Raw genomic sequence first — 21,836 nt, 5'->3', positions numbered from 1 at the left:
ACGTGGCGCTGTCCAGCTAGGCTTTAGCCGATCTCTCGGTCCCCTCGCGTCTGGACGCGACCAGGGGAGGCGTCTAAAGACTGGACACCAACGTTACCCCGCCGATTGTACCTGCTTCAGGTCGTCGCCGTCGGCTCTTTCGGCGACACTTGCCCGCCAAAGACACTGATGACCAGTTTCATCAACACCGTCAACACGAGCAACCCGAAGGCCCAAATCCCCACGGTGACCTTCCACTCGATCAAGCTGGGCGAATACTCCACGATCTCGTGAAGTGTTGAGGGGATGAATCCGGGAATGATCAGCCCCATGCCTTTTTCGATCCAAATCCCGACGATGCAACACAGGCACGCCACGATGCGGACGGTGCTGCGCTGCATTGCCGAGGGCAGGAAGAAGAGAAAGGTGCCAAGCAGATTCAGTACGATCGACGACCACATCCAGGGCACCAAACCGCTGTGACCATGGGCCCCAAAGAACAGATACTTGGCGGCCGACACGTGCGCCCCGCCGGTGTAAAAGAGCGTGAAAATCTCGCTGGCCAGCATCACCAGGTTCACCACCATCGCGACGCGGATGATCTGGATCAGCGTCCTGGCCGGTCCGACCGGCGCGGTGTAGCCGGCGGTGACGCGCATCACCCGCATCACCAAAATGATGAACGCCGGACCGCTGACAAATGCCGACGCCAGGAATCGCGGCGCCAGCAGCGCGGTGTTCCAAAACGGCCGTCCACCCAGTCCGCAGTACAGGAACGCGGTGACGGTGTGAATGCTGATCGCCCAAAAGATCGACAAGAACACAAATGGGATGTACCACGACGGATTGGGCTTTCGCCCGAGGTAACGCATGTAAAGCAAGTAGCCGACGACGTGCAGGTTGATCAGCAGGTAGCCGTTCAGCACGATCACGTCCCAAGTCAACATCGACACCGGCCAATTGAATTCACCGAGGCCGGGGATCAGGTGCCAGAATCGATCCGGCCGGCCCAGATCGACGACCACGCTGAGCGTGCACATCACGATCGCGGCGATCGCCACGGTCTCGCCGACGATCACGACCTTGTGCATGTCTTCGTCGTCATACAGATAGGCCGGAATCACCATCATCACTCCGCCGGCCGCCAATCCGACACAAAATGTGAAGTTGGCGATGTACAGCCCCCAACTGACGTGGTCGGTCATGTTGGTCCCGATCATGCCGCCGGCCACTTGATTGGCCCAGGCATTGAGTCCGACCAGGGACAACGCGGTCAGCAGCGTCATCCAAGCATAGAACCCGAACGAACCCTCGGTCGCCAGCCACAAGATCCGCTTCAGAAATCGAGGATAGCTCAGCAGATGGGAATCATCGCTCCGCTGGTCCTCGCTCGTCGGCAACGCGGTCGTACTGCTCATGTGATTCCTTGATTGATTTGCGTATGCAATTGTGTTGTGAGCGATGTCAGCCGGAGATCGGCGAACACCTCGCGGTACAATGCAGCGTCGACGTAGCTACGCTCACCAGAGCGTGGTGGACGCCGGGGATCCACCTTCTGGCGAAGGTAGCTACGGTTGAACGGCGATCGTGCAAAGTGGCCCTGCCCAACTGGACACCAACGGGCCCAAAAAAATGTGTTCAGTCGAAGTAGTAAAAGAACGCCGGCTTGGTCCCCAGTTCTTCTTTCAGGATGTAAACCCGTTTGTTTTCCAGGATCCAACGGATGTTGGAATCGGGATCCAAAATGTTTCCGAACACGCGGGCCCCGGTGGGACAGGCTTCTAGACAGGCCGGCAGTTTCCCGCGACGGGTGCGATGCAAACAGTACGTGCACTTTTCCACCACCCCGACCGGGCGCAGCCGATTGCTCAAATAACTTTGGTCGGGATTGATTTCGTCCGCCGGGACTTCCGCCTGTTTCCAATTGAAACGCCGGGCGTGGTAGGGGCAGGCCGCTTCGCAATAGCGACAGCCGATGCACCAGTTGTAATCCACCACAACGATCCCATCCTCTTCCTTCCACGTCGCTTTAACCGGGCAAACGTCAACGCAGGGCGGTTCGTCACACTGTTGGCATTGCACCGGCAAATAAAACTTGTCGTCTTTGGGCACGACGCCACTGTAGGTCGTGTTGCCGTGTTCCATGTCCATCGTGCCCTTGGGCATCTCCAACACACGGATATACGACTGGTTGGTCGCCCGATCGTGGTTGTTTTCTTTATGACACGCCTCGACGCACTTTCCGTTGCCGTTACAGACGCTCAAGTTGATCGCGTAGACGAACTTGGTCCCCGGGATCGGACGGTCGTCCGCGATGTCGACGTCCACCCCGTGCTCCTGCTTGACCTCTGCTTCCAACCGCTCGATGACCTGGCGTTTGTCTTCGTCGGTCAACCGTTTGTAGTGCGTCTGCATGAACTCCGCCGCCGTCGTCTGTTTGGCGGCTTGACGCAGCGGCGAAACAGCAGCGACGAACGCGGCGGCGCCCAACGTTGCAAACGCCCCTTTGACCGCGGTGCGACGGCTGGAGTGCTGCAGCACCGGCAGTGAGCGATCGCCCTGGCTGCCGTCAACCTGGCTGCCGTCACCGGTCGGCGACGAATCATTCGTGGTCGTCATGCTCTTTTCCAGCCTCCGAAAAGCGGTCACGTGGCTTGAAGCCGACGACCATTTTGGGAAAACGCGGTTCGTGGGGATCGTGACAATCGATACAGTTGTTCTTGCGTTGTGGACCACGCGACAAGTCCCAAAAGCCGTTCATGCCGCCATGGGCACCATGCTGAAACGACGTCGCTTGGGCCGCATGACACTGTGAGCACAGCGTCATCACATCGCGGTACTCGACCTTGCTGCCGTCGGCCAACCGTAACGCATCGCTGTGATCGGGGTTGTGACAGGCGTAACAGGTCAACGTGCCGTGATTGAACGTTAAACCCTGATGAAACTCGTCCAACGCCGCGGCGCTGCGGGTCTGGAAGTTCGGCTTGCGAACACTGTGGCAAGTCGAACAAGCCACTTTCCCCGATCGGCCTTGCGGATCAGCCGCCGCGAGCTCGATCAACGGCGGTCCTTCCGGGCGACGAATCAAAACGGCATGACGCGAGGGCACACTCGAAGCCTGCTCGGGCGCGCTCGGCGTGTCAGGATTCGACTCGGAACTGGCCGAAACCACCGACTGAGTCACAGCGTCACGACCCGTGTGCGAATGGTCACGCAGCGTTGTGTCATCCAGGCACAGCAACACCATCAGCGCGGCCGTCACAACGACTGCGGCCGAAACAAGACTGGCGATCCGCTTCATGCATTTTCTATCGGTGATGAGGTATAACTGACGAGACACAATGTATACACTGCGGTGCATATTCAACACCATCCCAGAAGTAGAAGCAAGCGAAGTGCCAATCAGCGGCTTAGTGATCACTTTCGATCCGACCTCCGGCGATCCCGACGAGACGATTTCGCAATTGCGCTGCGAACCTGCGATCGAAGTCGGCGTGATGGATCACCAGAAGTGCGCGATCGTTGTTGACACGTCCTCCAAAGCCGAGGACAAAAGGATTTACCAGTGGGTACAGGACTTGCCGGGGGTGGCGAGCATTCAAGTTGCATTCGTCGCGTTCGATGACGACTCCACCTGCTCCTCTTCGACGACCGATTCGGCGGACTGATTTACTTTTCCAAGGAAACACAAATGGATTCCAAGCGACGTGGGTTTCTGAAGTCCGCCGCGATGGCTGCGGCCGGTTCGATGGTGCTGGGCGATGCAACGTTTTCGTTACCGGTGCTGGGCGCCGCCGACGCGCCGACCGATGGCGATGCACTGACCTGGAACAAGGCACCGTGCCGATTTTGTGGAACGGGGTGTCACGTCCAAGTCGGCGTGCACGAGGGCCGCGTCGTGGCGGTTGCCGGTGACAAGGCCGCCGATGTCAACAAAGGGTTGCTGTGCGTCAAAGGCTACCATGTCGGCGGCATCCTGTACGGTGAAGATCGCTTGACCAAACCGCTGCTTCGCAAGGACGGAAAACTGGTCCCGATCGAGTGGGATGAAGCGATCGACATCATCGCCAAACGGATCATGGACGCCCCGGAAAAATTCGCCTTCTACGGCAGTGGCCAGTGGACGATCCCCGAAGGTTACGCGGCGCAGAAATTAATGAAGGGCGGCTTGTCCAACAACCACATCGACCCCAACGCTCGGTTGTGCATGGCGTCGGCCGTGACCGGATTTCTGGCCACCTACGGCGTCGACGAACCGGCCGGGTGTTACGCCGACCTGGACGCGTGCGATGTTCTGATCACTTGGGGAAACAACCCCGCCGAAATGCATCCGGTGTTATTCTCGCGTGTCACCGATCGCCGTTCCCGCGGTGAAAAGGTCCGCATCATCGACATTTCTACCCGGCGGACCCGAACCACCGATGCGGCCAACGACTATCTGGAGATGGATCCGCACGGCGACGTCGCGATCGCCCTTGGGATCATGAATCAGCTGATCGAGTCAAATTCCTATGACAAGGACTTTGTCGAAAAACACTGCGCGTTTCGATCGCCGGAATCGGAATCGCCGACGTTGCAAGGCCAGGCGATCAGCGAAGACGAATTTCGCAAGCGGATCGCGGCCTACACCCCCGAGCGCGTCGAGGAATTATCCGGAGTTCCGGCGGATCAGATCCGCATGCTGGGCAAACTATTCGGCCAGCGCGACCTGCGGATTACCAGCTTGTGGTGCATGGGCATGAACCAGCACACCATGGGAACGGCAATCAACTCGCTGGTCCACGGCGTCCATTTGCTAAGCGGGCACTTCGGACGCCCCGGCGATGCGCCGACCAGCTTGACCGGCCAGCCGTCGGCCTGCGGAACGGTTCGCGAAGTCGGCACGTTGGCGCACGCGTTACCCGGTGGCCGCTTGGTTGCCAAACCGGACCACCGCGCCCAGTGCGAAGGGTTTTGGAATCTACCCGCAGGCCGCATCAACGCCACCCCGGGCTACCACACGGTCAAGATGTTCGACCAGTTCACGTTGCCGACCGATGAAGGCGGCGACATCAACACGCTGTTTGTCCAAGTCACCAATCCGGGCCAAACGCTGCCCAATCTGAACAAGCTGTTCAACGACAAGGAAAAACTGAAGGACAAATTCTTGATCGTGTCGGAGGTCTACCCGACGGCGACAACACAACTGGCGGATCTGATTTTGCCCGCCGCCTTGTGGGTCGAAAAGAACGGGATCTATGGCAACAGCGAACGTCGCACCCAGCAATGGTTCAAGATGGTCGACCCGCCCGGTGAAGCCCGCGACGACACATGGATGACGATCGCGATCGCGCATCGTCTGCTGGAACTCGGTCACGAAGGGATGAAGGACAAAGACGGCGAATTCATCTTCGCCGTCAAGGATGACCAGGGCCAGGAGATTCCGATTTGGGAATTCGAACACTACTACGACACCAACGTCGACAAACACTTGTTCGAAGAATATCGTCAGTTCACGACGATGAAACACAAGAACCTGGCGCCCTACGACGAGTACGTCAAAGCGCGCGGCTTGCGTTGGCCGGTCGTCCAACAAGACGACGGATCGTGGCGTGAAACCAAATTCCGTTTCGCCGGCTTTGACGATCCCTTTGTCGCCGAAGGCAAGGAGTTCGACTTCTATCATTCCACCTCCGGCGACGGACGCGCCCAAATCTGGTTCCACGACTACCAACCCCCGCCGGAGGTTCCCGACGAAGAGTATCCGATGTGGCTGTGCACCGGACGTGTGTTGGAACATTGGCACACCGGAACGATGACCCGGCGTCTGCCACAGCTCAACCGTGCGATGCCGACCGCTTACGTCGAAATGAATCTGCAAGACGCACTGGCACAAAACATTCGCCAAGGCGAAACGGTGCTGATCGAATCAAGACGCGGCACGACGGAGTTGCCGGTGTGGATCGATGGCCGCGGACGACCGCCGCGGGGAACGGTGTTTGTCCCGTTCTTTGACGAGACCAAGCTGATCAACAACTGCACCTTGGATGAACACGACCCGTTTTCCAAACAGCCCGATTACAAGAAGTGCGCCGTCCGCGTCCGCAAGCTGAACGAGGCATCTTCATGAGCGATCAACCAGCCACCACGCGGCGGGGACGCCTGACATCGATCTTCTTGTTCGTGGTGATCGTCGTCTCCGCGATCGGTTACCTGGTCGGACTTTCCGACGGCGTGCCGAAACCGGACGGCATCCCCGGAGGTGCGATCGCCTCCGTCGCCGAAGCTTCCGATCACGACACGTCTGGCAAAATCGTCGCGGCGGTCAACTATGCCGAGATCCCGGCCACGGCGATGGGCCCGACCGCCGCATTCCAATCCAAACCGGCCGCGTTGCCGCAACCGCCCGAGTACGATTTGTTCACGAAGATCGAACCGAGGGAAGCGGACAAGGCCGAATCGAGTCGGATCCGATCTTCCCGCCGAGCCTACAACGGCGCCCCGCCGATCATTCCCCACGCGGTCGAAAACACGTCCGACGCGGCCTGCTACGCCTGCCACGGCGGCGGGATTCAAATGGCCGGCATGAAAGCCAGCGTGATGTCACACGACTACCTGGCCAACTGCACCCAGTGCCACGCGCCGCCACCGCCGGCGCCCTTTCAAGACGTCCCCCACGAAGTGGACAACCGCTTCGTCGGCCTAGCCGCGCCCCAAGCCGGCAAGCGCGCCTACCCGGGCGCTCCGCCGACGATCCCGCATTCGCAATGGATGCGGGAAAGCTGCAGCGCCTGTCATGGCGGGCCCAACGGTTGGGCGGGCATGGAATCGACACACCCATGGCGGACCAATTGCACCCAATGCCACGCACCCTCGGCCGTGCTGGATCAAGCGATCCCGGCTAAAACAATCCCGATGCTGCCGCCGCTGGACGTGGCGGTGAAGTGATTTTGGCAACCGGCGATGACCCGATCGCTTCAAGTGAAGGACTTCACCCTCCCTGGAAGGGAGGGTCGAGCGCAGCGAGGGGAGGGTCGATCGGCGGTGTGCGAGTGCATCCGAGCCACAGGCAACCCTCCCCGCGTCGTCGCTCACTCCTCCGCGACCCTCCCAGAGGGAGGGTGAATTCCTGACTTGACCAATCAATCCCATGCCGCCACCGGCTGACGACAACCATCGGCGCCGAAAACCGACGCTCAACCGCCGCGATCTGCTGCACGGCAGACTGTGGAAACTGGTGCGATTGCCGGACCGTCCGTCACCGGTGATGCGTTATCCCAAGACGCGTGATGATGTCGATAACTCGGCATCTGAATCAAAGACCGCCCCGCCGCGCAGCATCGGCGGCATCGCGATCGAACCGGTCCGACCGACGCTTTTCGATGAAAGCCCGCCGGCAAAATCTTTTCCCATCTTTCGCCCGCCCGGTGCCGTCGAAGAATCGCAGTTCCTGGCCGGGTGCACCCGCTGCCGTGATTGCTCCGACGCTTGCCCGCATGACGCGATCGTCCAAGCCCCCGAACGCTTGGGCCAGGTCGCCGGAACTCCAACCATCGACGCCGATACCAACGCGTGTCTGATGTGCGACGGCCTTCCCTGCATCACCGCTTGCAAACCCGGCGTGCTGAATCACTCGCTGCCCAAAACGATCGGCACCGCGACGATCACCGAGCACCTGTGCCTGGCACATCACTCCACGACCTGCACCGTTTGCAGCGAACGTTGTCCGACCCAAGGCGTGATCGAAGTGACCGATGGAAAACCGACGATCAACGAAGACCAATGCACCGGCTGTGGCGTCTGCCGTTACGTCTGCCCGGCTCCCGAAAACGCGATCCTATTGATGCCACTGTTCAACCGTCCGAGCCTGCCGCGATGACGCCCGAAGAGCCACTGCCAGAGATCCTGCAAGCCGAATGGGCCAGCGACCAGATCATGGCGCTGTTCGCCGACCTGGATGCCGGGACGGAAATCCAGCACGTGCAATTGCGCACCGACAGCGACGATGCCGCGGTGACGTTGGCCGATGCCGAGGCCGCGTTCGTCCAAGGCACAGCCCGCGCGATCCAAGTCCGCTACCGTTTCGAAGACGAACTGTGGAGTGACACGATCCTGCCGGGTGATCCGACGACCAAGATCATTCGCAGCCGCTTACCCGATCACGGAACGTCGCGATAAGCGCGTTCTCGCCGATATCGAATCGTTGCGTCAGGATGCTCTCGACCATGTCCAAAGCCAAGCCGGGAAACGTTTGACTGGAAGAACTTTCGACGTAGTCATCGCCCTGAAGATGAGAGACGACGAGTTGGCTGCCGTCGCATCGCCAGACCTCGGGAACACCCATCGAAGCGAACAGTTCCATTTTCCGAATCGTCGACGAGGTGATTTCGACTTCAACCACCAGATCCGGCGGAGGGTCGACCGAGAGATCGACCTCCATTTTCGGTCGCATCAACGGGGCATGCTGAATGTAATACGCCCGATCCGCCTCAAATCCCCGTTCCAAATCGATGCGTCGGAAGGTCGTCGAAGCGGCGCTGTCAATTTCGATACCGGCTTGCTCGCTGTACGCTTCGATCAGACGACCGATCAAACTGGCCAGTTTTTCGTGCTGCCGCCCCGGACTCATCAGCTCCATCCTCCCCCGGTCGTAGACGATTCGTGGCACACTGCCTCGTCGTTCATCAGCGAGACGCTGATAGGTATCCCAGCTGATTTGGTCCAGCACCGTGCGTGTTTCAGAAGATGAACCGATCGACATGACTTATTCCCGGGATGGCGTCACTCCATTGTAACGTTTGATCGTGCTCGTATTAATTCCGTCCCCAGCGTTTGTCGTTCGGATTCCCGGCGCTCATCAGATACGTCAGCAGATCGCGGACTTCGTCGCGGCTGAGTCGATTCAACAAACCTTCGGGCATTTGCGACACCTTGGACGCTTCGATCAATTCGACGCTGTCCGCATCGACTTCCACCGCCTTGGCATTTTCGTCGATCGGATAAACGGTCAAGTCGCCGTTGTCTTTTTCCACCACCAATCCGATCAGGATTTGGCCATCCTCGGTCAACACGCGCGAGGATCCGTATTGGTCGGAGATGTTTTTACTGGGATGCACGATCGCTTCGACCAGATACCGCTCGTCAAACTTGTTGGGGATACTGGTCAGGTCGGGACCGATCGCGCCACCCAATCCGGCCAAACGATGGCAGGCGGCGCATTTGGCGCTGAAATACAAAGAACGACCTCGCTCGAAATTCTTCGGACCGCGGCTGGCCGCCAAAGCTTCCTCGACGGTCCACTTTTGGCCGGGACCCTGGGGTTCGACAATCGGAAAATCGGGTTGGGGATTAAAATCTTCGCCGGTGATGTCTTGCAGTGCGACACGTTCTTCATTGGAACAATTGGCCAACGCTTCGTCACGGATCCGCGTCAGGTAACCCGCATAGCTGGCCCCTCCGGATGCTTTGGCGGCTTCGTTCAGAAAGGCGAAATAGCTGCGACGCTGGTCGAGTGTCCAGCCGTCTTTCAAGTTCCGCAAAAGAAACGCGTACATGATCTCACGGGACGGCGGCGTTGACTGGATCAAGTTGTCGATGGCCCTGCCGTAGCCCTTGTTGCGACTGGCCAGCTCGGACCAAGCCGGCGGTTCGGTCGGCGGGCGGTTTTCGATCAGCTTGATCGTCTTGCCGATCACCGACTCGCTTCGCAGGTACGTCAGCACACGAATCAGTTCGGTGTTCACTTCGACGTCCTCACTCGGCAGCAGCGGATCGAGCTGCGCAATCACTTGCACCGTTTCGCGTTCGGTCGGTTTGCCCAGCCGATCAAAGATCAGGGCATAGCCGCGGAGCATGCCCAACAATTGGCTCTTGCCAAGCGAATCGGGACGCAGTTCCATCAAGCCGACCATGGCACCGGCACGATGGTATTCATTGCCCATCCGCGCCAACGCGACGATGGCCGTGATCCGGGCCTGTGGATCGGGTTCCAGCACGGCGCGCTCGGCCCATGATTCCAGCGGCTGACTTTCGACCGCGATGCGAGCCGCATGACGCAGGAACCGGTCGTCGCTCGATAGGATCGGCCACGCCGCTGCGATCGCGTCGGGCGACTGGACACCGTGAAACGCTTCCAAGGATCTCCGCAGCTTGCAGGCCTCGGCCGCGGCGGGATCGGTGTGAGTCGGTTCCGCCCGTGACTGGTCACCAAGATAACGCACACGATACAACCCCGAACCTGTCCCTCGACCGCCGATGGCAAAGTACAGCGCGCCGTCGGCACCGATCACGGCATCGGTCAACGGCAGCGGCGAACCGTACACGAATGGCTCGGCAACGCCGCGATAGCCCGCACCGGCCGGTTCAAGGTGAATCGCGTACATCGTTCCGAAGGTCCAATCACAGGCGAACAGCGCATCGCGATAACGGGTCGGGAAATCGGCTTCGGATCCGGCGACCAGACCCGTCGGCGATCCCGGACCGATCTCGACGACCGGCGGCAACGAATCTTCGTAGTAGCTGGGCCATTTCCCCGATCCGCTCCGCCAACCATAGTCCGCTCCGCTGGCGGCCAAGCAGATTCGGGTCGGCCGATACCAAGGCAGACCCAGATCCCATTCCATGTCCGCGTCATAGGCGAACAAGTCGTCGTGACGATTCAGTGCGACGTCGTACTGATTGCGAAACCCGATCGTGCGAACGACTTGCTGTTTCGAATCGACGTCCAGTTCGGTGACCCAGCCGCCCGGCGCCAGGCGACCGCGGGCGTGTCCGTTGGAATCCCACATCCGCGGCAAGAGATGGCCTTCGTACCAAGTCGGTACGCGACTGCGGACGTGGCTTGCCAGCGGCGCCGCATTGCCGCCGTCGAGAAACAGTCCCTCGCGGCCGGGGATCGGCAACACTGCATGATTACCGTGCTCTCCGCCACCGGTCGTCCCTGGATAGGTTTCCGCCGTGTCCAAGTGATCGTCGCCATCGGAATCGGTCAACCGGATCAGATGTCCGCCGTTACGATGAAACCACAGACTGTCAAAGGCCCAGTGCAACCCTTGAGCACCGGAAACATCGGCCATCGACCCGACAGAGACCTTTTCGACCAAGGGGGAATCGCCCGACCGCAACGTCAGCCGGTACAATCCGGCGCCACCTTGGTCGCTGGCATACAAACGGCCTTGGGGGTCGGTCGCCAGCGAAACCCAACTGCCTTGCTGCTTCGGCACCGAATAGACTTGTTCGACCACAAACCCGGGCGGTGCAACAATCTCCTGGGGACGAATCACGGTCGCCCCACCGGCACTCCCGGATTCTTGTCCCGGAATTCCCCACGGCCCGGCACCGATCTGGTCGATGATTTTCGCCGCCGTCCAATCGGATTCGTCAAAATCAGTGGCGTTCCAACCTTTCGCCGATGATTCGGATCGCTTCCAGGAGTTGTCGGTCACGATCGACGTTTCGTTTCCGGCCGAATCGGTGACCGTCAACTTGGCGACCAGCGCCGCGACGCCGCCTTCGTTTTGACCTGCGATGGCGATCACGTTCCGCCCGGGCTGAATCAGCTGCGATACATCTTGATCGATCGGCGACTGCCACGCATCGCTCTTGGCCGCTTGTTTTCCGTTGATGAACAGTGTCATGCGGTTGTCGCACGTCGCGTACAAGCGCGCGTTCTTGGCCGCCGCGGTGATTTGAAATGACTTGCGGAACCAGACCTTTTGATTCGTCGCGGATTTGTCGGCCCAGATCCACCGGGGCTTGGGCGATTGTTGCAACCAAGTTTCGGCGTTCGGTTTGGTGACGGGCGTTTGAGTGTCCGCATCGGTTTCCGCAGCGTCGGCCGTCGATGAAGAATCGATTGCTGCTTGCAGCACACGTTGCGCCTGGTCACCGTCGAGGTGGCGCAACAGCAGATTTCGGTATTCCGCTTTCATCGCGGGACCTTGATGCAGTTGCAGCCCCAGCAGACCGCTTCGCCGCGCGTCGGGATGATCGTCGGTCACGTCGACGGTGGTGACGCCGTTGATTTGATGGATCATACGATTTCCGACCGCAACGATCACCAATTCATTCCAGCGGTCGGTCGCGATGTCGCCGAGCGGGGTAAATGCATCGGTCGCGTCGGACTTGCCGTCCGCGTTGATCACCACGCGCTGGCCGCCGGTGGCGATGATCCCCCGCCCTGTTTTCTCGCCGTACATCATCCCCATGTAGTCCGGCCGCGGATGCAAGTCGGCTTGATAGCCTCGCAGTGCCAGCCAGTTTTCGTCGGCCATCTCGCTGCGATATTGCACCCCCGAATTGTTGCCTTCGAATCGAACCAGACAACGAAACTCGAAATCGCCGACCGTGCCGCCTTGCCAGATCAGGAACGTATTGGACTTCACCGGGTTGTCTTGGGTCGTTTGCCCGACGATCGCCCCATCGCGGACCGACCAAAAGCGGGGCAGTCCCTTCCACTGCGACAGATCCTTGCCGTTGAAAAGCACTTGGTATTGCGGGCTTTCGCAGCTCCCGATGATCGCGGCTGAGGTAAAGAGGCCTAACAGTATGAATCGCAGCAGTCCCATCGGATCCCGTTTCGGTCAATTGGTCGGTGGTGAATCAGATCGGATGAATTTTAACCGGTTCGGATCGTTGCCGGAGAGCGAATGCGACCATCGGGCGCGGAAAGTCAGGCAATCCGGTCTCCGGCTAGTCCCGCGGCAAGCGTCAGCCCGTTGAATCGGGGGGACAGGCAAACGAAGGCAGAATGATGCGGGGCAGAATGATGAGGTGTGTGGGGGGGCTGACGCCAAATTAAATTCCGCAAACCGTGTGTAAGTGGCGGAGCGGATGCCGTTTGAACGATTATCCAGCTCACGAGCCGTTGCCCGCCTTGCCTTTCGATTCCATGATTGCCCCCAGCCACTTTCACAACCCGGATGATCTCGATGCCAAACTGATGTTGCGGCTCCGAAACGGCGACTGCAACGTGTTTGAGCGGCTGGTACGACGCAACCGGCCCACGGTCCTGCGTTTCATTCGACATTTCCAGACGCCCGAGATTGTCGATCCAGAGGATCTGACGCAGCAGGTCTTTTTAAGGGTTTACAGGTCGCGACACACCTACCAGCCGACCGCCAAATTTTCGAGCTGGTTGTACACCATCACCCGCAACGTCGTCTCCAACACCAATCGACAACTGGCCCGACGTCGCGAGGTGCCACTGCAACGAATTCCCGAGGCGTTTTCCGACCCACAGTGCTCGCTGGAGGTCTCGGTCAATTCGGACCCAGCCGTCGATCTAATGCGCCGCGAGTGCCGAGTGGCGGTCCAGCAAGCGATCAGCCGACTCGGACAGCGACAGCAAGCGGCGCTGCGATTGGTGCACTTTCATGGCTATAGCTACTTGGCCGCGGCACAGGAATTAATGCTCTCGGAGATGGCACTCAAGTCGCTCGTTCAGCGGGCACGAGCGGGCTTGAAAAAAGCGCTCCAAAAGGAACATGGGGAAGAGATAGACGATATGCTGAGGACTTGTATTCCCTCTCGCAGAAGCACCTTCGCGCTGAAACGATCGTGATCGTGGTGCGATCCACCCAACTGAGAATTTGTTGCTGCGCGGTTGTTCCGACCTGAACATCATTCGAACCCCACCAATATGATGCGTTACCTGACTTGCATTGCGATCTTCACCCTGCTGGCAACCCCGTCAATCTCATCGGCCGAAGACAGCTGGCCGACGTTTCGTGGTGCCGATCGAACCGGCGTTTCCGGCGACACCGGATTGCTGGACCAATGGCCCGAGGATGGCCCCAAGTTAGTTTGGACCACCGAGGGGGCCGGGCGGGGTTACGCGAGCGTCGCGATCGCCGGCGGGAAACTGTTCACACTGGGCGATGGCCTGTCCACCGCGGATGACGACGACGAGTATTTGGTGTGCTTCGACCAAAAGACCGGACGGCAACTCTGGAAAAGCAAAACAGGCGCCCCTTGGAACAGCGGCAAAGAATCTTGGCAGAGCTCGCGCAGCACGCCGACTGTCGACGGAGACCACGTTTATGTCGTCACCGCGTTTGGCGAATTGATCTGCTTCAGCACCGCCGGTCAGCAGCAGTGGCGGCGGCACCTGAAAGACGACCTTGGCGGCAAGAAAGCTGACGGCTGGGGCTACAGTGAATCCGTCTTGATCGACGGCGACAAGCTGATCTGCACCCCCGGCGGCCCCGAGTGCACGATGGCGGCGCTGGACAAAGCGACCGGCGAAACCGTGTGGACGACTGTCCGCGAAGAGGATCGCGGTGCCGGCCACGCTTCGGTCGTCATCTCCAACATCGGCGGCACCAAGGTCTATGTCCAAACAACCGGCAGCGGCGCCCTGGGCGTGCGTGCCGACGATGGCGAACTGTTGTGGTCCTACGAAATCCAACGCACCACCGCCGTGATCCCCACCCCGATCGTCAAAGACGACTTGGTGTTCTTTTCCGCCGGCTACGGCACCGGCGGCGCACTGCTCCGCCAAGTCGCGAAAGGGGATGGTGTGACGGTCGACGAGATCTATCCGCCCAACCCCAAGCTGGGCAACAAACACGGCGGCATCGTGCTAGTGGGCGACTACCTGTACGGCGACTCGGATGACCAAGGCGTGCCCTTCTGTGCCGAGCTGATGACCGGCGAAACCGAGTGGAAATCCCGCGGTTCGGGCAGGAAGTCGGCCAGCATCACCGCCGCCGACGGAAAATTGTTCATCCGCTACAGCGACGGCACCGTGGTCCTGGTGCCCGCCTCGCCCGAAGGCTACGACGAGCAAGGCAGTTTCAAGGTCCCCGACAGCGGCGAACGCCCCAGCTGGGCACACCCCGTCGTCGTCGGTGGAAAACTGTACCTCCGCGAAGGCGACAAGGTGTTCTGCTACGACGTCCGCAAGTAAGGGCGGTGGCGGCGCGCGAGCTACTGCGGCAGGACCTCAAATGTCGCCGCGTAGCTCAGGTAACGTGATGTCGCTTGGGGAACCGACGTTTCCTTGTCCTCCGTGCTGGTTTCCAGCCAGTACATGCCGGGTTCGGACCAAGTCACGCTGAACTCACCGTTGGCATCGGTCGTCAGATGCACTTCATCTTGCGCGTTGCGATAGCGGGTTCCGCCGCGGATCAGTTCGATCTCCAATCCCTCGGCCGGTTTGCCGTTGACCAACAAGCGAAACGTCGATTCTTCACCCGCGTAAAGATCGTTGGGATGAGAGACGGGAACGAGTTCGACGCCCTTGCCGGTGGGTTTGAGCGCCTCGTCGGTCGGCGCGCCGTTGGTGACAAACGTTTCGATCCGTGAGAGTCGCTCGGTCACCCGCAGGTTCGTCGCGTCGGCGGGAATTTCTTTTTCGAGCGATTCGATGGAGCCTCGGAATCGTCGTCTCTGGCCACCCTGTTCATAGCTGGCGAAGACGCCCCCGTTGACGATCGCGATCCGGTAGGTGCCCTGCTGATGCAGCGGCACATCGAACACGCTGCGGTACTTGCCGACCGATTGGTTTTCGCCTTGGACTTGATTTCCGTCGGGAGCGGTGATGACCAAGCCATCGAGTCGCAACGGAAAGTGATTGAAGTAAAACAGATCGTTCGACACCGCGGCGTCGACGGTCACCCAAGGTTCGGCACCGGACAATTGAGTTTGCGAGGGACGCAACCAAACCTTGTGCGCAAACGCGGTGGTGCCGATGACGGCGATGGCGAGCGTGGAAAGAAGGAATCGAGTCATCAAGTTTCTCCAGAAGAAGATTGGTGGAAGGTTCAACGAATCGTGAGCGAGACGTCACCGAGTTCGGTTTCGCCGGATTGAGTTTGAGTGGACGTTTTCGTCGCCGGCCAAGAGAACGGGATCTGCACCATTTCACGTCCGCCGACTTCGCGGGCGGCTTCGACAACCAGTTCATAGTCGCCGCGTTTCATGCCGGCGAATCGTTTTTCATCCCCGGTGAACCGCAACGTGTGCTCACCGGCCGGACGCGTGGCTCCGGAAACGCCATCGACGGGATGCTCCAGACTGCGGCCGCTGCGTCGCCACCACTGCCGAAGATCGGGCAACCATTTCGTCCCCTCGTCCTTGTTGCGGCCTGTCAGCTGGTACCAGACCGCCAGGTTGGCGACGACCTTTCGGTTTTTGTCCTGAATCCAAACCGCGACGTAGGGCCGGTGATACTCCGAGACGTTCAGCCGTGGGATGGTGACGGACACTTCGATCCGGGGCGTTGGATCTTCGGCCGAGACCGAGGAAACCGCCACGGACATCAGCGCGAGTAGAAAGAGTTGTTTCATTGGGACTCTCAGTGAATGTAAATCAGGATCAAAATCCAGGGAGCGATCAGTCCAAGACCGACCAGGGGCCAGGTCGATCGACGTTTGTCGGCGCGTTCATACAGCAACAGCAATCCGGTCAAGCAGAACACCAGCGTCGCGACGGCGAACACATCCAGAAACCAGATCCATGCCGTTGGCGTATGACGCGCCTTGTGCAAATCATTGAAGTAGGCGACCCAGCCACGACTGGTGGATTCATACTCCACGTCTCCGCTGGTGCGATCGATCGCGATCCAGGCATCGGTTCCGGGGCCTTGCATCGACAGATAGACCTCGTCCTCGGACCATTCCGCGTCGCGGCCGGAGGTGGAAACGGTGAATCGATGCTTCAGCCAAGCCGATAGCTCCGCCGGCAGCGGAGCCGTTTCCTCGTGACTTTGATCGCCAAGGACTTTCTGCAAACGCAAAGGCAATGCCGCCGTGTGGTTCTCGATCGCCGGCTCCGCTTCGATTTGACCGGCATGGTTGAGCGTGATGCCGGTGACGGCAAACAGCACCATCCCGACCAGGCTGATCGCAGAGCTCATCCAGTGGGAATGGATCAGGAACCGCAACCAGATCGATCGACGACGACGTTTTCGCTTGCCAGCCGATGTCACCGAATCGCTCATTGTGTCGCGACCGTCGTCACTTCGTTCCCGTGGCGAGTCCAAGTCGCGTGCCACACGTCTCGGTCGACCGAGTCGGTGATGAAATGCACGCTGCCGTCGGCAAAGACCGCCATCACGCCGCCGGTGTGGTGGCTGCGAGCGGAGTTGATCTTGGCGGAACGATACGTGAAGTCCGGAACACGCGAGTTCGGCGGCATGCGGCCGATCACCAACGGCCCGTTGGGCACCGTGCCACGCAGCCAGTACTCGTGCCGGCCACCGTCCCAATCGGTTGTCGCGTTGAAGATCGTGTCAAAGTCGTCGGAGTCGATTTCGTCCAAGTAGCTGCTCGGATTCATCGCAGTCCGATAGCTCTGGGAGGTGATCCGGTTGTTCGGTAAGACCGGCGCGCTGCCGCCGGGGCCACGGATCGTCTCTGCGAATACGAGCGTGTTGCTGGTGCCGTCCAAGATCGATGCGAAACGGATTTCGGCATTGGCCCAGCAAAGCCCGTCGCCTTCATAGACAGGGTGGAAGCTGCCATCCATGCCGCTGCCGTGATTCATGCCGTAATTGGTTCCGGCGATCGGAATCTCCGCCCCCGAAGGCATCGTCAACCTATGCGTCGGCGCTTCGGGGTCACTCGGGCACAGGAACGTCGGGACGACCGTGCGGGCCGCTTCGTGCAGTTCTTGCGGCAGATCATCGCGGCCCGGATGGCCCATCTGGATGTCAAAGTCGATCAGGTTGATCAAATTCTGTTGCTCCAAAAACGGCAACAATTTGGCCTGGGGCGAGTAGTCATTCAGGTAGCGAATCCCGTTGTATCCGGCGTTCGGGAAGTGCCCCTTGTAGGTCGAGGCATAATTCTGCAGCCCCAGTCCGATCTGTTTCATGTTGTTGCTGCACGACATCCGCCGCGCCGCCTCGCGGGCCGCCTGGACGGCCGGCAACAGCAACCCGACCAAAATCCCGATGATGGCGATCACGACCAGCAATTCGACCAGCGTGAACGCGCCCCGCCGTCGCTGGGACTTCCCTCCCCGCGTCGTCCCCGGTCGCCCTTCGGGATCCAAGGCTTCGAGTGTCAAGCAATTGATGCCACCCTCCCTCGGGGAGGGTCGCGGAGGAGCATACGACGACGCGGGGAGGGTTCGCTGTGGCTCGGAAACACTCAACCACCACCAATCGACCCACCCCTCCAAACGGGCGAATACGTCCTGTTGGCGGGAAACCAATGCGAGAGCGGGGAAGCAGGGCATAGCAGGGCTCCGAATCTGGGTGAGGCACAGCGTGGGGATCCCGCAATGGGATCCGACTCGGAAAACGGTTTCCCGAGCGGGGCGAGCGTGGCTGGCTAGCGGTCCAGAAGAGAGCGCGTCGCTGGCTGTGAATCCGCAATCTAGATGCTATTGCGAATCAATCGCAAGAATCATAGCCGCGAATGATTTGTCTGCAAGAGGCCCGCGGAGAAAGAGTTGGGCTGCATCAAACTCGCCCCCGTGTCACTCTCCGGCAATCCAGGATGGTCACGCGACGACCAGCTGAGCTGGCCGATGGAACGCCACCGTATCGCCATGAATCGATTCGGCGACAAGGCTTTCGGCATCGAAACTCGCCGGCCCCTCGATCTCCGCCGCTCATCGGCCACCGTCGGCCTGCACGCCTTCGGTGGCCGAATCGGCCTGGCACCAACGCATCCGTTTGGCAAAATCCGCCTGGAAGGCTGGTCGATGGCGGCTGACGGTGGACCGTGGGTCGAACCCATCGGTAGCCGGCAGATCGCGATACCAGCCATCGGGTTGTTGTTGAAAACGGCCGCCCCATCCCGGCTTGGTCGGATCGGCCGGATCATTGCCACCGGACGGCAAAAAGAAAAACCACGACGGCGTGTCACCTTCCTTCATGCAGCTGTGTGGATTGGGCGCCGTCCACGTCTTTGTCGGATACAGTGCACCGAGCGGGCCGCGTGATCGAACGTTCTCGTCGATCCAACTGCGGCTGGTCAGTGACTCGTCACCGGTCAGGTACATGCCGCGAAAGATCGCCTTGCGTTTGTCTTGTCCCTCGGGCGCGCGGTTCAGGATGTAGTGCATGCCCGGAAACGACTCGCGCATCCACGACGCAATTCCGTCCTGGTCGGCAATGTCATAGACCCGCAACTTGGCGACAAACACTGCCAACCCATCCGCGCCGCGATCTTGTTTGACTCGCCAAAGAGCTTGGGCGAGGTCCGTTTGCCCGCCCCAGATGGCGACGTTCAGCGGCCGATCGGGCCTGCCATCGTCGACGCGTTTGATCAACCACGCGGAGCCGTCGGTGTCATGCCCTTGGCCGATATGCTCACGCCCACGAAAGCGATTTCCTGAACGAACAACACGCCGCAGTTGCTCCGCCTCGGGCCATCGTTCGGCGTGACGCGCAAGATTCGGACGCACGGTCTGATAGGCATCAATGACCTCCAGAATCAAATCGGTTCGTGTGACCGATTGTTTCAATTCGCCCGGTGTTCCCGATGCGCTGGCGATCAACGCTTCGATCTCAAATTCATTGGCATAGACCATCAACCGAACCAGTGATTGGGTATCGTCGGGATCGCCACCGATGTCCGTTAAAACTGCCAGCCGTGGACGCTCATCGGCACCGGCCGCGTCAAATGAGAGAACAAGCAACCCGAACACAATCAGAACACCGCGTCGTGTCATGCACATCATCAAAGATCCTTTCAACAATCCTTCCCACCGTGCCGGATACATCTGTCATCCCCTTGCAACGCAACAAGCCACTCGTCGCCCCACGCAAACTTCATGGGCCTTTGATCGACAATGATAGCGATTGCGCCTCTGCTCCGGGTGCAATCCAAAGATCGTGCAGGTCGAAATCAATTCTTCGGCGCATCGTTTGCATCGGTGGACGCTTTCGTCTGATTTGAATTCACACATCATTTCAACGCGTTTGATGGTTTCAAAAAGGAGACTGCTCGACCGCCTATTTCATCCTTCCACAGCGGAGGAAACCGCAAGGGCTAGCGATCGTGCGTGTCGTCGACTTCGGCGTCGCAAGCGGTGCGTCAAAAAACCTCCCGGCGGTAGTGAACAAAAAAAGAGCTCGGCGACAAACCAAGCTGACACAAAACCAGCCAGTGTGCTCGTTCATTGACGTAGCCCGACTGGTTCCAAGGGCAAGAATCGCAACCGTCTTATTTTCGGAGACTCCGATGTCACGACTGACCGCATTCGGATTTGTCATTGTCGACGCAGCTCTCAGCTTAGCGACGATCGTTCAATCAACATTGACACTCGCGATCGTTCTGCTGTCGGTGCTCGGCTCACTCGGGCTCGCATTCCTGTCCGGCGCGGTGCAATCTCTACTATGGCCAAAATACTTCTGGGACGACAACGGGGATCAACATGCTGTCTGATTCGCCTGCAATGATTCAACAGCCGGTCGACGCACTGCGCCGTGCGAAGACGTACGCCGAAGCGACCGAGACGCCGGAGTTGATCGAGACGCACATCTCCTATGTTTTCTTGACGGATTCGCATGTCTACAAGTTGAAGAAACCGGTGGACCTCGGCTTTCTGGATTATTCGACGCTGGAGAATCGGGAACGGGCCTGCCGTGCGGAAGTCAAACTTAACCGGCGACTGGCGCCCGATGTCTACTTGGACGTCGTGTCGGTCGGCCGAAACCGCTCCGGTCGCTGGATGATCGACGGCGACGCACCGGCCGAAGATTGGCTGGTGAAAATGCGGCGGTTGCCAGAAGAGCGATGCCTGAAACAACTCGTCCTTGCTGGCCAGTCCGACAAACGGCATGCCGAAGACATCGCGTCCATGCTCGCTGCCTTCTACCGCGGCTTGCCTGCGGTGGAAATGCCGAATTACGTGGACCGCTACCGCCAACACGTCGTTGACAATGGTGACGAACTGGTAGCGCGGCGACACCAGTTGCCCGATGAATTGATCCACCGTGTTCAAGCGGCACAACTTCAGTTTCTGTTTCAACATGGTGACAAGATCCTAAAGAAGCGAGTCACCGACGGACACATCGTCGAAGGCCATGGTGATTTGCGTGCCGAGCACGTTTATACGACCGATCCGCCCGTGGTGATCGACGGGATCGAATTTAGCCGCGAACTAAGATTGGTCGACACGGCGGATGAATTGTGTTTCTTTGCGACCACGTGCGATCACTTGAACGCCCATGACCTTGGCGAACGCGTGTTAAAACGCGTCTGCGAACACTTGGATGATTCACCGGATGAACGACTACTTGACTTCTACCGAACCTATCGCGCCTGCGTGAGAGCAAAGGTGGCCGCGCTGCGGACCGACCAGACGACGGGAAACGCAGAGCATAACGCGCATCACCGCGCGATCGAATTGCTAGAACTCGCCGATCAATACGCCCGTCGCCTCGACGATCCACTCGCATTGATCGTTCGTGGACTCAGCGGCACCGGGAAAACGACGCTGGCCGAGCGGATCGCCGATTCGATCGGTGCAGCTCACTTGGCGACAGATCAGATTCGTCACGATTGTTTCGATGGCGACAACGCGAATTACGATGCTGAATCTCGCCGCTTGGTTTATCAGAAAATGTTCCGGCAAGGTGAACAGCAACTCCAAACGCGATGCCCAGTCGTTCTGGACGGCACCTTTCTGGCCCCCGAACTGCTGCGCGAAGCGATCGACCGACTTCACGACGCGGGCGGCAACGTGGTAACGGTGACGTGTGCTTGCCCCGACGATGTCGCCGTCGATCGGATTCGCCGACGCGAGCGACAAGGGGATTCGTTTTCGGACGCCGACGAGACCGTCTATCGTAAGCAGCGCAGCGAATCTGCCGAATTCCCGACAAATCTCCGCGGGATAGTGCTCGACACCACAAACCGCGTCGAAGAAAATATCGAGATGCTCTCGGCGAAAATCTAAGGATGCGAAAATCTAAGGAT

19 protein-coding genes are annotated in these 21,836 nt (G+C 59.5%); 9 read left to right on the top strand and 10 right to left on the bottom strand.

Translation table 11 applies throughout. The features are described 5' to 3' along the window. Positions 1 to 116: 116 nt before the first annotated feature. The 3 genes from dsrP to H1B37_RS11915 form a co-directional block, all read right to left on the bottom strand. Positions 117 to 1,397, bottom strand: coding sequence for a sulfate reduction electron transfer complex DsrMKJOP subunit DsrP (gene dsrP / locus H1B37_RS11925; RefSeq protein WP_182866881.1), 1,281 nt, complete (start codon positions 1,395 to 1,397; stop codon positions 117 to 119). Positions 1,398 to 1,617: 220 nt separating this feature from the next. Further along, positions 1,618 to 2,598 carry a 4Fe-4S dicluster domain-containing protein gene (locus H1B37_RS11920; protein WP_182866880.1) on the bottom strand — a complete coding sequence of 327 codons (981 nt, stop codon included), beginning with the start codon at positions 2,596 to 2,598 and terminating at the stop codon, positions 1,618 to 1,620. Further along, the gene (locus H1B37_RS11915) at positions 2,582 to 3,280 is read right to left on the bottom strand and encodes a hypothetical protein (protein WP_182866879.1); all 699 of its coding nucleotides are present in this window, start codon (positions 3,278 to 3,280) and stop codon (positions 2,582 to 2,584) included. The genes H1B37_RS11920 and H1B37_RS11915 overlap by 17 nt, the downstream gene beginning before the upstream one ends. A 94-nt stretch (positions 3,281 to 3,374) precedes the next feature. Between H1B37_RS11915 and H1B37_RS11910 the strand changes: the two genes are divergently transcribed. The 5 genes from H1B37_RS11910 (at position 3,375) to H1B37_RS11890 (ending at position 8,136) form a co-directional block, all read left to right on the top strand. Continuing rightward, complete coding sequence (locus H1B37_RS11910) at positions 3,375 to 3,647, top strand: chaperone NapD (RefSeq protein ID WP_220498165.1); 273 nt, start codon at positions 3,375 to 3,377, stop codon at positions 3,645 to 3,647. 23 nt (positions 3,648 to 3,670) lie between these two features. Then, on the top strand, positions 3,671 to 6,088 hold the full coding sequence (locus tag H1B37_RS11905; protein ID WP_182866877.1) for a molybdopterin-dependent oxidoreductase: 2,418 nt from the start codon (positions 3,671 to 3,673) through the stop codon (positions 6,086 to 6,088). Then, positions 6,085 to 6,906: a diheme cytochrome c precursor gene (locus H1B37_RS11900; protein WP_182866876.1), complete on the top strand. Its 822-nt coding sequence runs from the start codon at positions 6,085 to 6,087 to the stop codon at positions 6,904 to 6,906. Before H1B37_RS11905 ends, H1B37_RS11900 begins: the two co-directional genes overlap by 4 nt. A gap of 202 nt (positions 6,907 to 7,108) precedes the next feature. After that, positions 7,109 to 7,837 carry a 4Fe-4S dicluster domain-containing protein gene (locus tag H1B37_RS11895; protein ID WP_182866875.1) on the top strand — a complete coding sequence of 243 codons (729 nt, stop codon included), beginning with the start codon at positions 7,109 to 7,111 and terminating at the stop codon, positions 7,835 to 7,837. Continuing rightward, entirely contained in the window at positions 7,834 to 8,136 is a 303-nt protein-coding gene (locus tag H1B37_RS11890) for a hypothetical protein (RefSeq protein WP_182866874.1), read from the top strand. The genes H1B37_RS11895 and H1B37_RS11890 overlap by 4 nt, the downstream gene beginning before the upstream one ends. Here the strand turns inward: H1B37_RS11890 and H1B37_RS11885 are convergent. After that, complete coding sequence (locus H1B37_RS11885) at positions 8,096 to 8,719, bottom strand: Uma2 family endonuclease (protein ID WP_182866873.1); 624 nt, start codon at positions 8,717 to 8,719, stop codon at positions 8,096 to 8,098. The two genes, H1B37_RS11890 and H1B37_RS11885, sit on opposite strands and share 41 nt — an antisense overlap. A gap of 52 nt (positions 8,720 to 8,771) precedes the next feature. Then, complete coding sequence (locus H1B37_RS11880) at positions 8,772 to 12,443, bottom strand: 3-keto-alpha-glucoside-1,2-lyase-like domain-containing protein (RefSeq protein ID WP_353620822.1); 3,672 nt, start codon at positions 12,441 to 12,443, stop codon at positions 8,772 to 8,774. A 404-nt stretch (positions 12,444 to 12,847) separates the two neighbouring features. Between H1B37_RS11880 and H1B37_RS11875 the strand changes: the two genes are divergently transcribed. Both H1B37_RS11875 and H1B37_RS11870 read left to right on the top strand, forming a co-directional pair. Next, positions 12,848 to 13,519 (top strand): RNA polymerase sigma factor, encoded by a 672-nt coding sequence (locus tag H1B37_RS11875; RefSeq protein WP_182866871.1) that lies wholly within the window; start codon positions 12,848 to 12,850, stop codon positions 13,517 to 13,519. Positions 13,520 to 13,597: 78 nt separating this feature from the next. Further along, a complete protein-coding gene (locus H1B37_RS11870; protein WP_182866870.1) occupies positions 13,598 to 14,866 on the top strand; it encodes a PQQ-binding-like beta-propeller repeat protein in 1,269 nt (422 codons plus the stop codon). Between the two features lie 20 nt (positions 14,867 to 14,886). Here the strand turns inward: H1B37_RS11870 and H1B37_RS11865 are convergent, their stop codons facing one another. The 5 genes from H1B37_RS11865 to H1B37_RS11845 all read right to left on the bottom strand — a co-directional run bounded on the left by H1B37_RS11865 (position 14,887) and on the right by H1B37_RS11845 (position 19,584). Further along, a complete protein-coding gene (locus H1B37_RS11865; protein WP_182866869.1) occupies positions 14,887 to 15,690 on the bottom strand; it encodes a DUF4198 domain-containing protein in 804 nt (267 codons plus the stop codon). Between the two features lie 32 nt (positions 15,691 to 15,722). Beyond that, a complete protein-coding gene (locus H1B37_RS11860; protein ID WP_182866868.1) occupies positions 15,723 to 16,247 on the bottom strand; it encodes a DUF2271 domain-containing protein in 525 nt (174 codons plus the stop codon). 8 nt (positions 16,248 to 16,255) lie between these two features. Continuing rightward, complete coding sequence (locus H1B37_RS11855; RefSeq protein ID WP_182866867.1) at positions 16,256 to 16,900, bottom strand: PepSY-associated TM helix domain-containing protein; 645 nt, start codon at positions 16,898 to 16,900, stop codon at positions 16,256 to 16,258. Beyond that, a complete protein-coding gene (locus H1B37_RS11850; protein ID WP_436298271.1) occupies positions 16,897 to 17,955 on the bottom strand; it encodes a DUF1559 family PulG-like putative transporter in 1,059 nt (352 codons plus the stop codon). The genes H1B37_RS11855 and H1B37_RS11850 overlap by 4 nt, the downstream gene beginning before the upstream one ends. A gap of 564 nt (positions 17,956 to 18,519) precedes the next feature. Next, a complete protein-coding gene (locus H1B37_RS11845; protein WP_286177651.1) occupies positions 18,520 to 19,584 on the bottom strand; it encodes a DUF1593 domain-containing protein in 1,065 nt (354 codons plus the stop codon). A gap of 512 nt (positions 19,585 to 20,096) precedes the next feature. Between H1B37_RS11845 and H1B37_RS11840 the strand changes: the two genes are divergently transcribed. Next, the gene (locus H1B37_RS11840; protein WP_182866864.1) at positions 20,097 to 20,300 is read left to right on the top strand and encodes a hypothetical protein; all 204 of its coding nucleotides are present in this window, start codon (positions 20,097 to 20,099) and stop codon (positions 20,298 to 20,300) included. Further along, a complete protein-coding gene (locus H1B37_RS11835; protein ID WP_182866863.1) occupies positions 20,290 to 21,816 on the top strand; it encodes a bifunctional aminoglycoside phosphotransferase/ATP-binding protein in 1,527 nt (508 codons plus the stop codon). The genes H1B37_RS11840 and H1B37_RS11835 overlap by 11 nt, the downstream gene beginning before the upstream one ends. Positions 21,817 to 21,836 lie beyond the last annotated feature (20 nt).

It is taken from the genome of Stieleria mannarensis, assembly GCF_014154935.1.
Lineage (GTDB): Bacteria > Planctomycetota > Planctomycetia > Pirellulales > Pirellulaceae > Stieleria > Stieleria mannarensis.
Note: the sequence above shows the minus strand (reverse complement) of the source record. Positions and strands in the feature narration are given on the sequence as shown.

Coding starts and splice junctions, on each gene's coding strand:
- H1B37_RS11875 (WP_182866871.1), top strand. CDS start 12,848: ATGATTGCCCCCAGCCACTTTCACAACCCGGATGATCTCGATGCCAAA.
- H1B37_RS11885 (WP_182866873.1), bottom strand. CDS start 8,719: ATGTCGATCGGTTCATCTTCTGAAACACGCACGGTGCTGGACCAAATC.
- H1B37_RS11845 (WP_286177651.1), bottom strand. CDS start 19,584: ATGACACGACGCGGTGTTCTGATTGTGTTCGGGTTGCTTGTTCTCTCA.
- H1B37_RS11915 (WP_182866879.1), bottom strand. CDS start 3,280: ATGAAGCGGATCGCCAGTCTTGTTTCGGCCGCAGTCGTTGTGACGGCC.
- H1B37_RS11890 (WP_182866874.1), top strand. CDS start 7,834: ATGACGCCCGAAGAGCCACTGCCAGAGATCCTGCAAGCCGAATGGGCC.
- H1B37_RS11840 (WP_182866864.1), top strand. CDS start 20,097: ATGTCACGACTGACCGCATTCGGATTTGTCATTGTCGACGCAGCTCTC.
- H1B37_RS11855 (WP_182866867.1), bottom strand. CDS start 16,900: ATGAGCGATTCGGTGACATCGGCTGGCAAGCGAAAACGTCGTCGTCGA.
- H1B37_RS11835 (WP_182866863.1), top strand. CDS start 20,290: ATGCTGTCTGATTCGCCTGCAATGATTCAACAGCCGGTCGACGCACTG.
- H1B37_RS11860 (WP_182866868.1), bottom strand. CDS start 16,247: ATGAAACAACTCTTTCTACTCGCGCTGATGTCCGTGGCGGTTTCCTCG.
- H1B37_RS11865 (WP_182866869.1), bottom strand. CDS start 15,690: ATGACTCGATTCCTTCTTTCCACGCTCGCCATCGCCGTCATCGGCACC.
- H1B37_RS11920 (WP_182866880.1), bottom strand. CDS start 2,598: ATGACGACCACGAATGATTCGTCGCCGACCGGTGACGGCAGCCAGGTT.
- H1B37_RS11895 (WP_182866875.1), top strand. CDS start 7,109: ATGCCGCCACCGGCTGACGACAACCATCGGCGCCGAAAACCGACGCTC.
- dsrP (WP_182866881.1), bottom strand. CDS start 1,397: ATGAGCAGTACGACCGCGTTGCCGACGAGCGAGGACCAGCGGAGCGAT.
- H1B37_RS11870 (WP_182866870.1), top strand. CDS start 13,598: ATGATGCGTTACCTGACTTGCATTGCGATCTTCACCCTGCTGGCAACC.
- H1B37_RS11900 (WP_182866876.1), top strand. CDS start 6,085: ATGAGCGATCAACCAGCCACCACGCGGCGGGGACGCCTGACATCGATC.
- H1B37_RS11905 (WP_182866877.1), top strand. CDS start 3,671: ATGGATTCCAAGCGACGTGGGTTTCTGAAGTCCGCCGCGATGGCTGCG.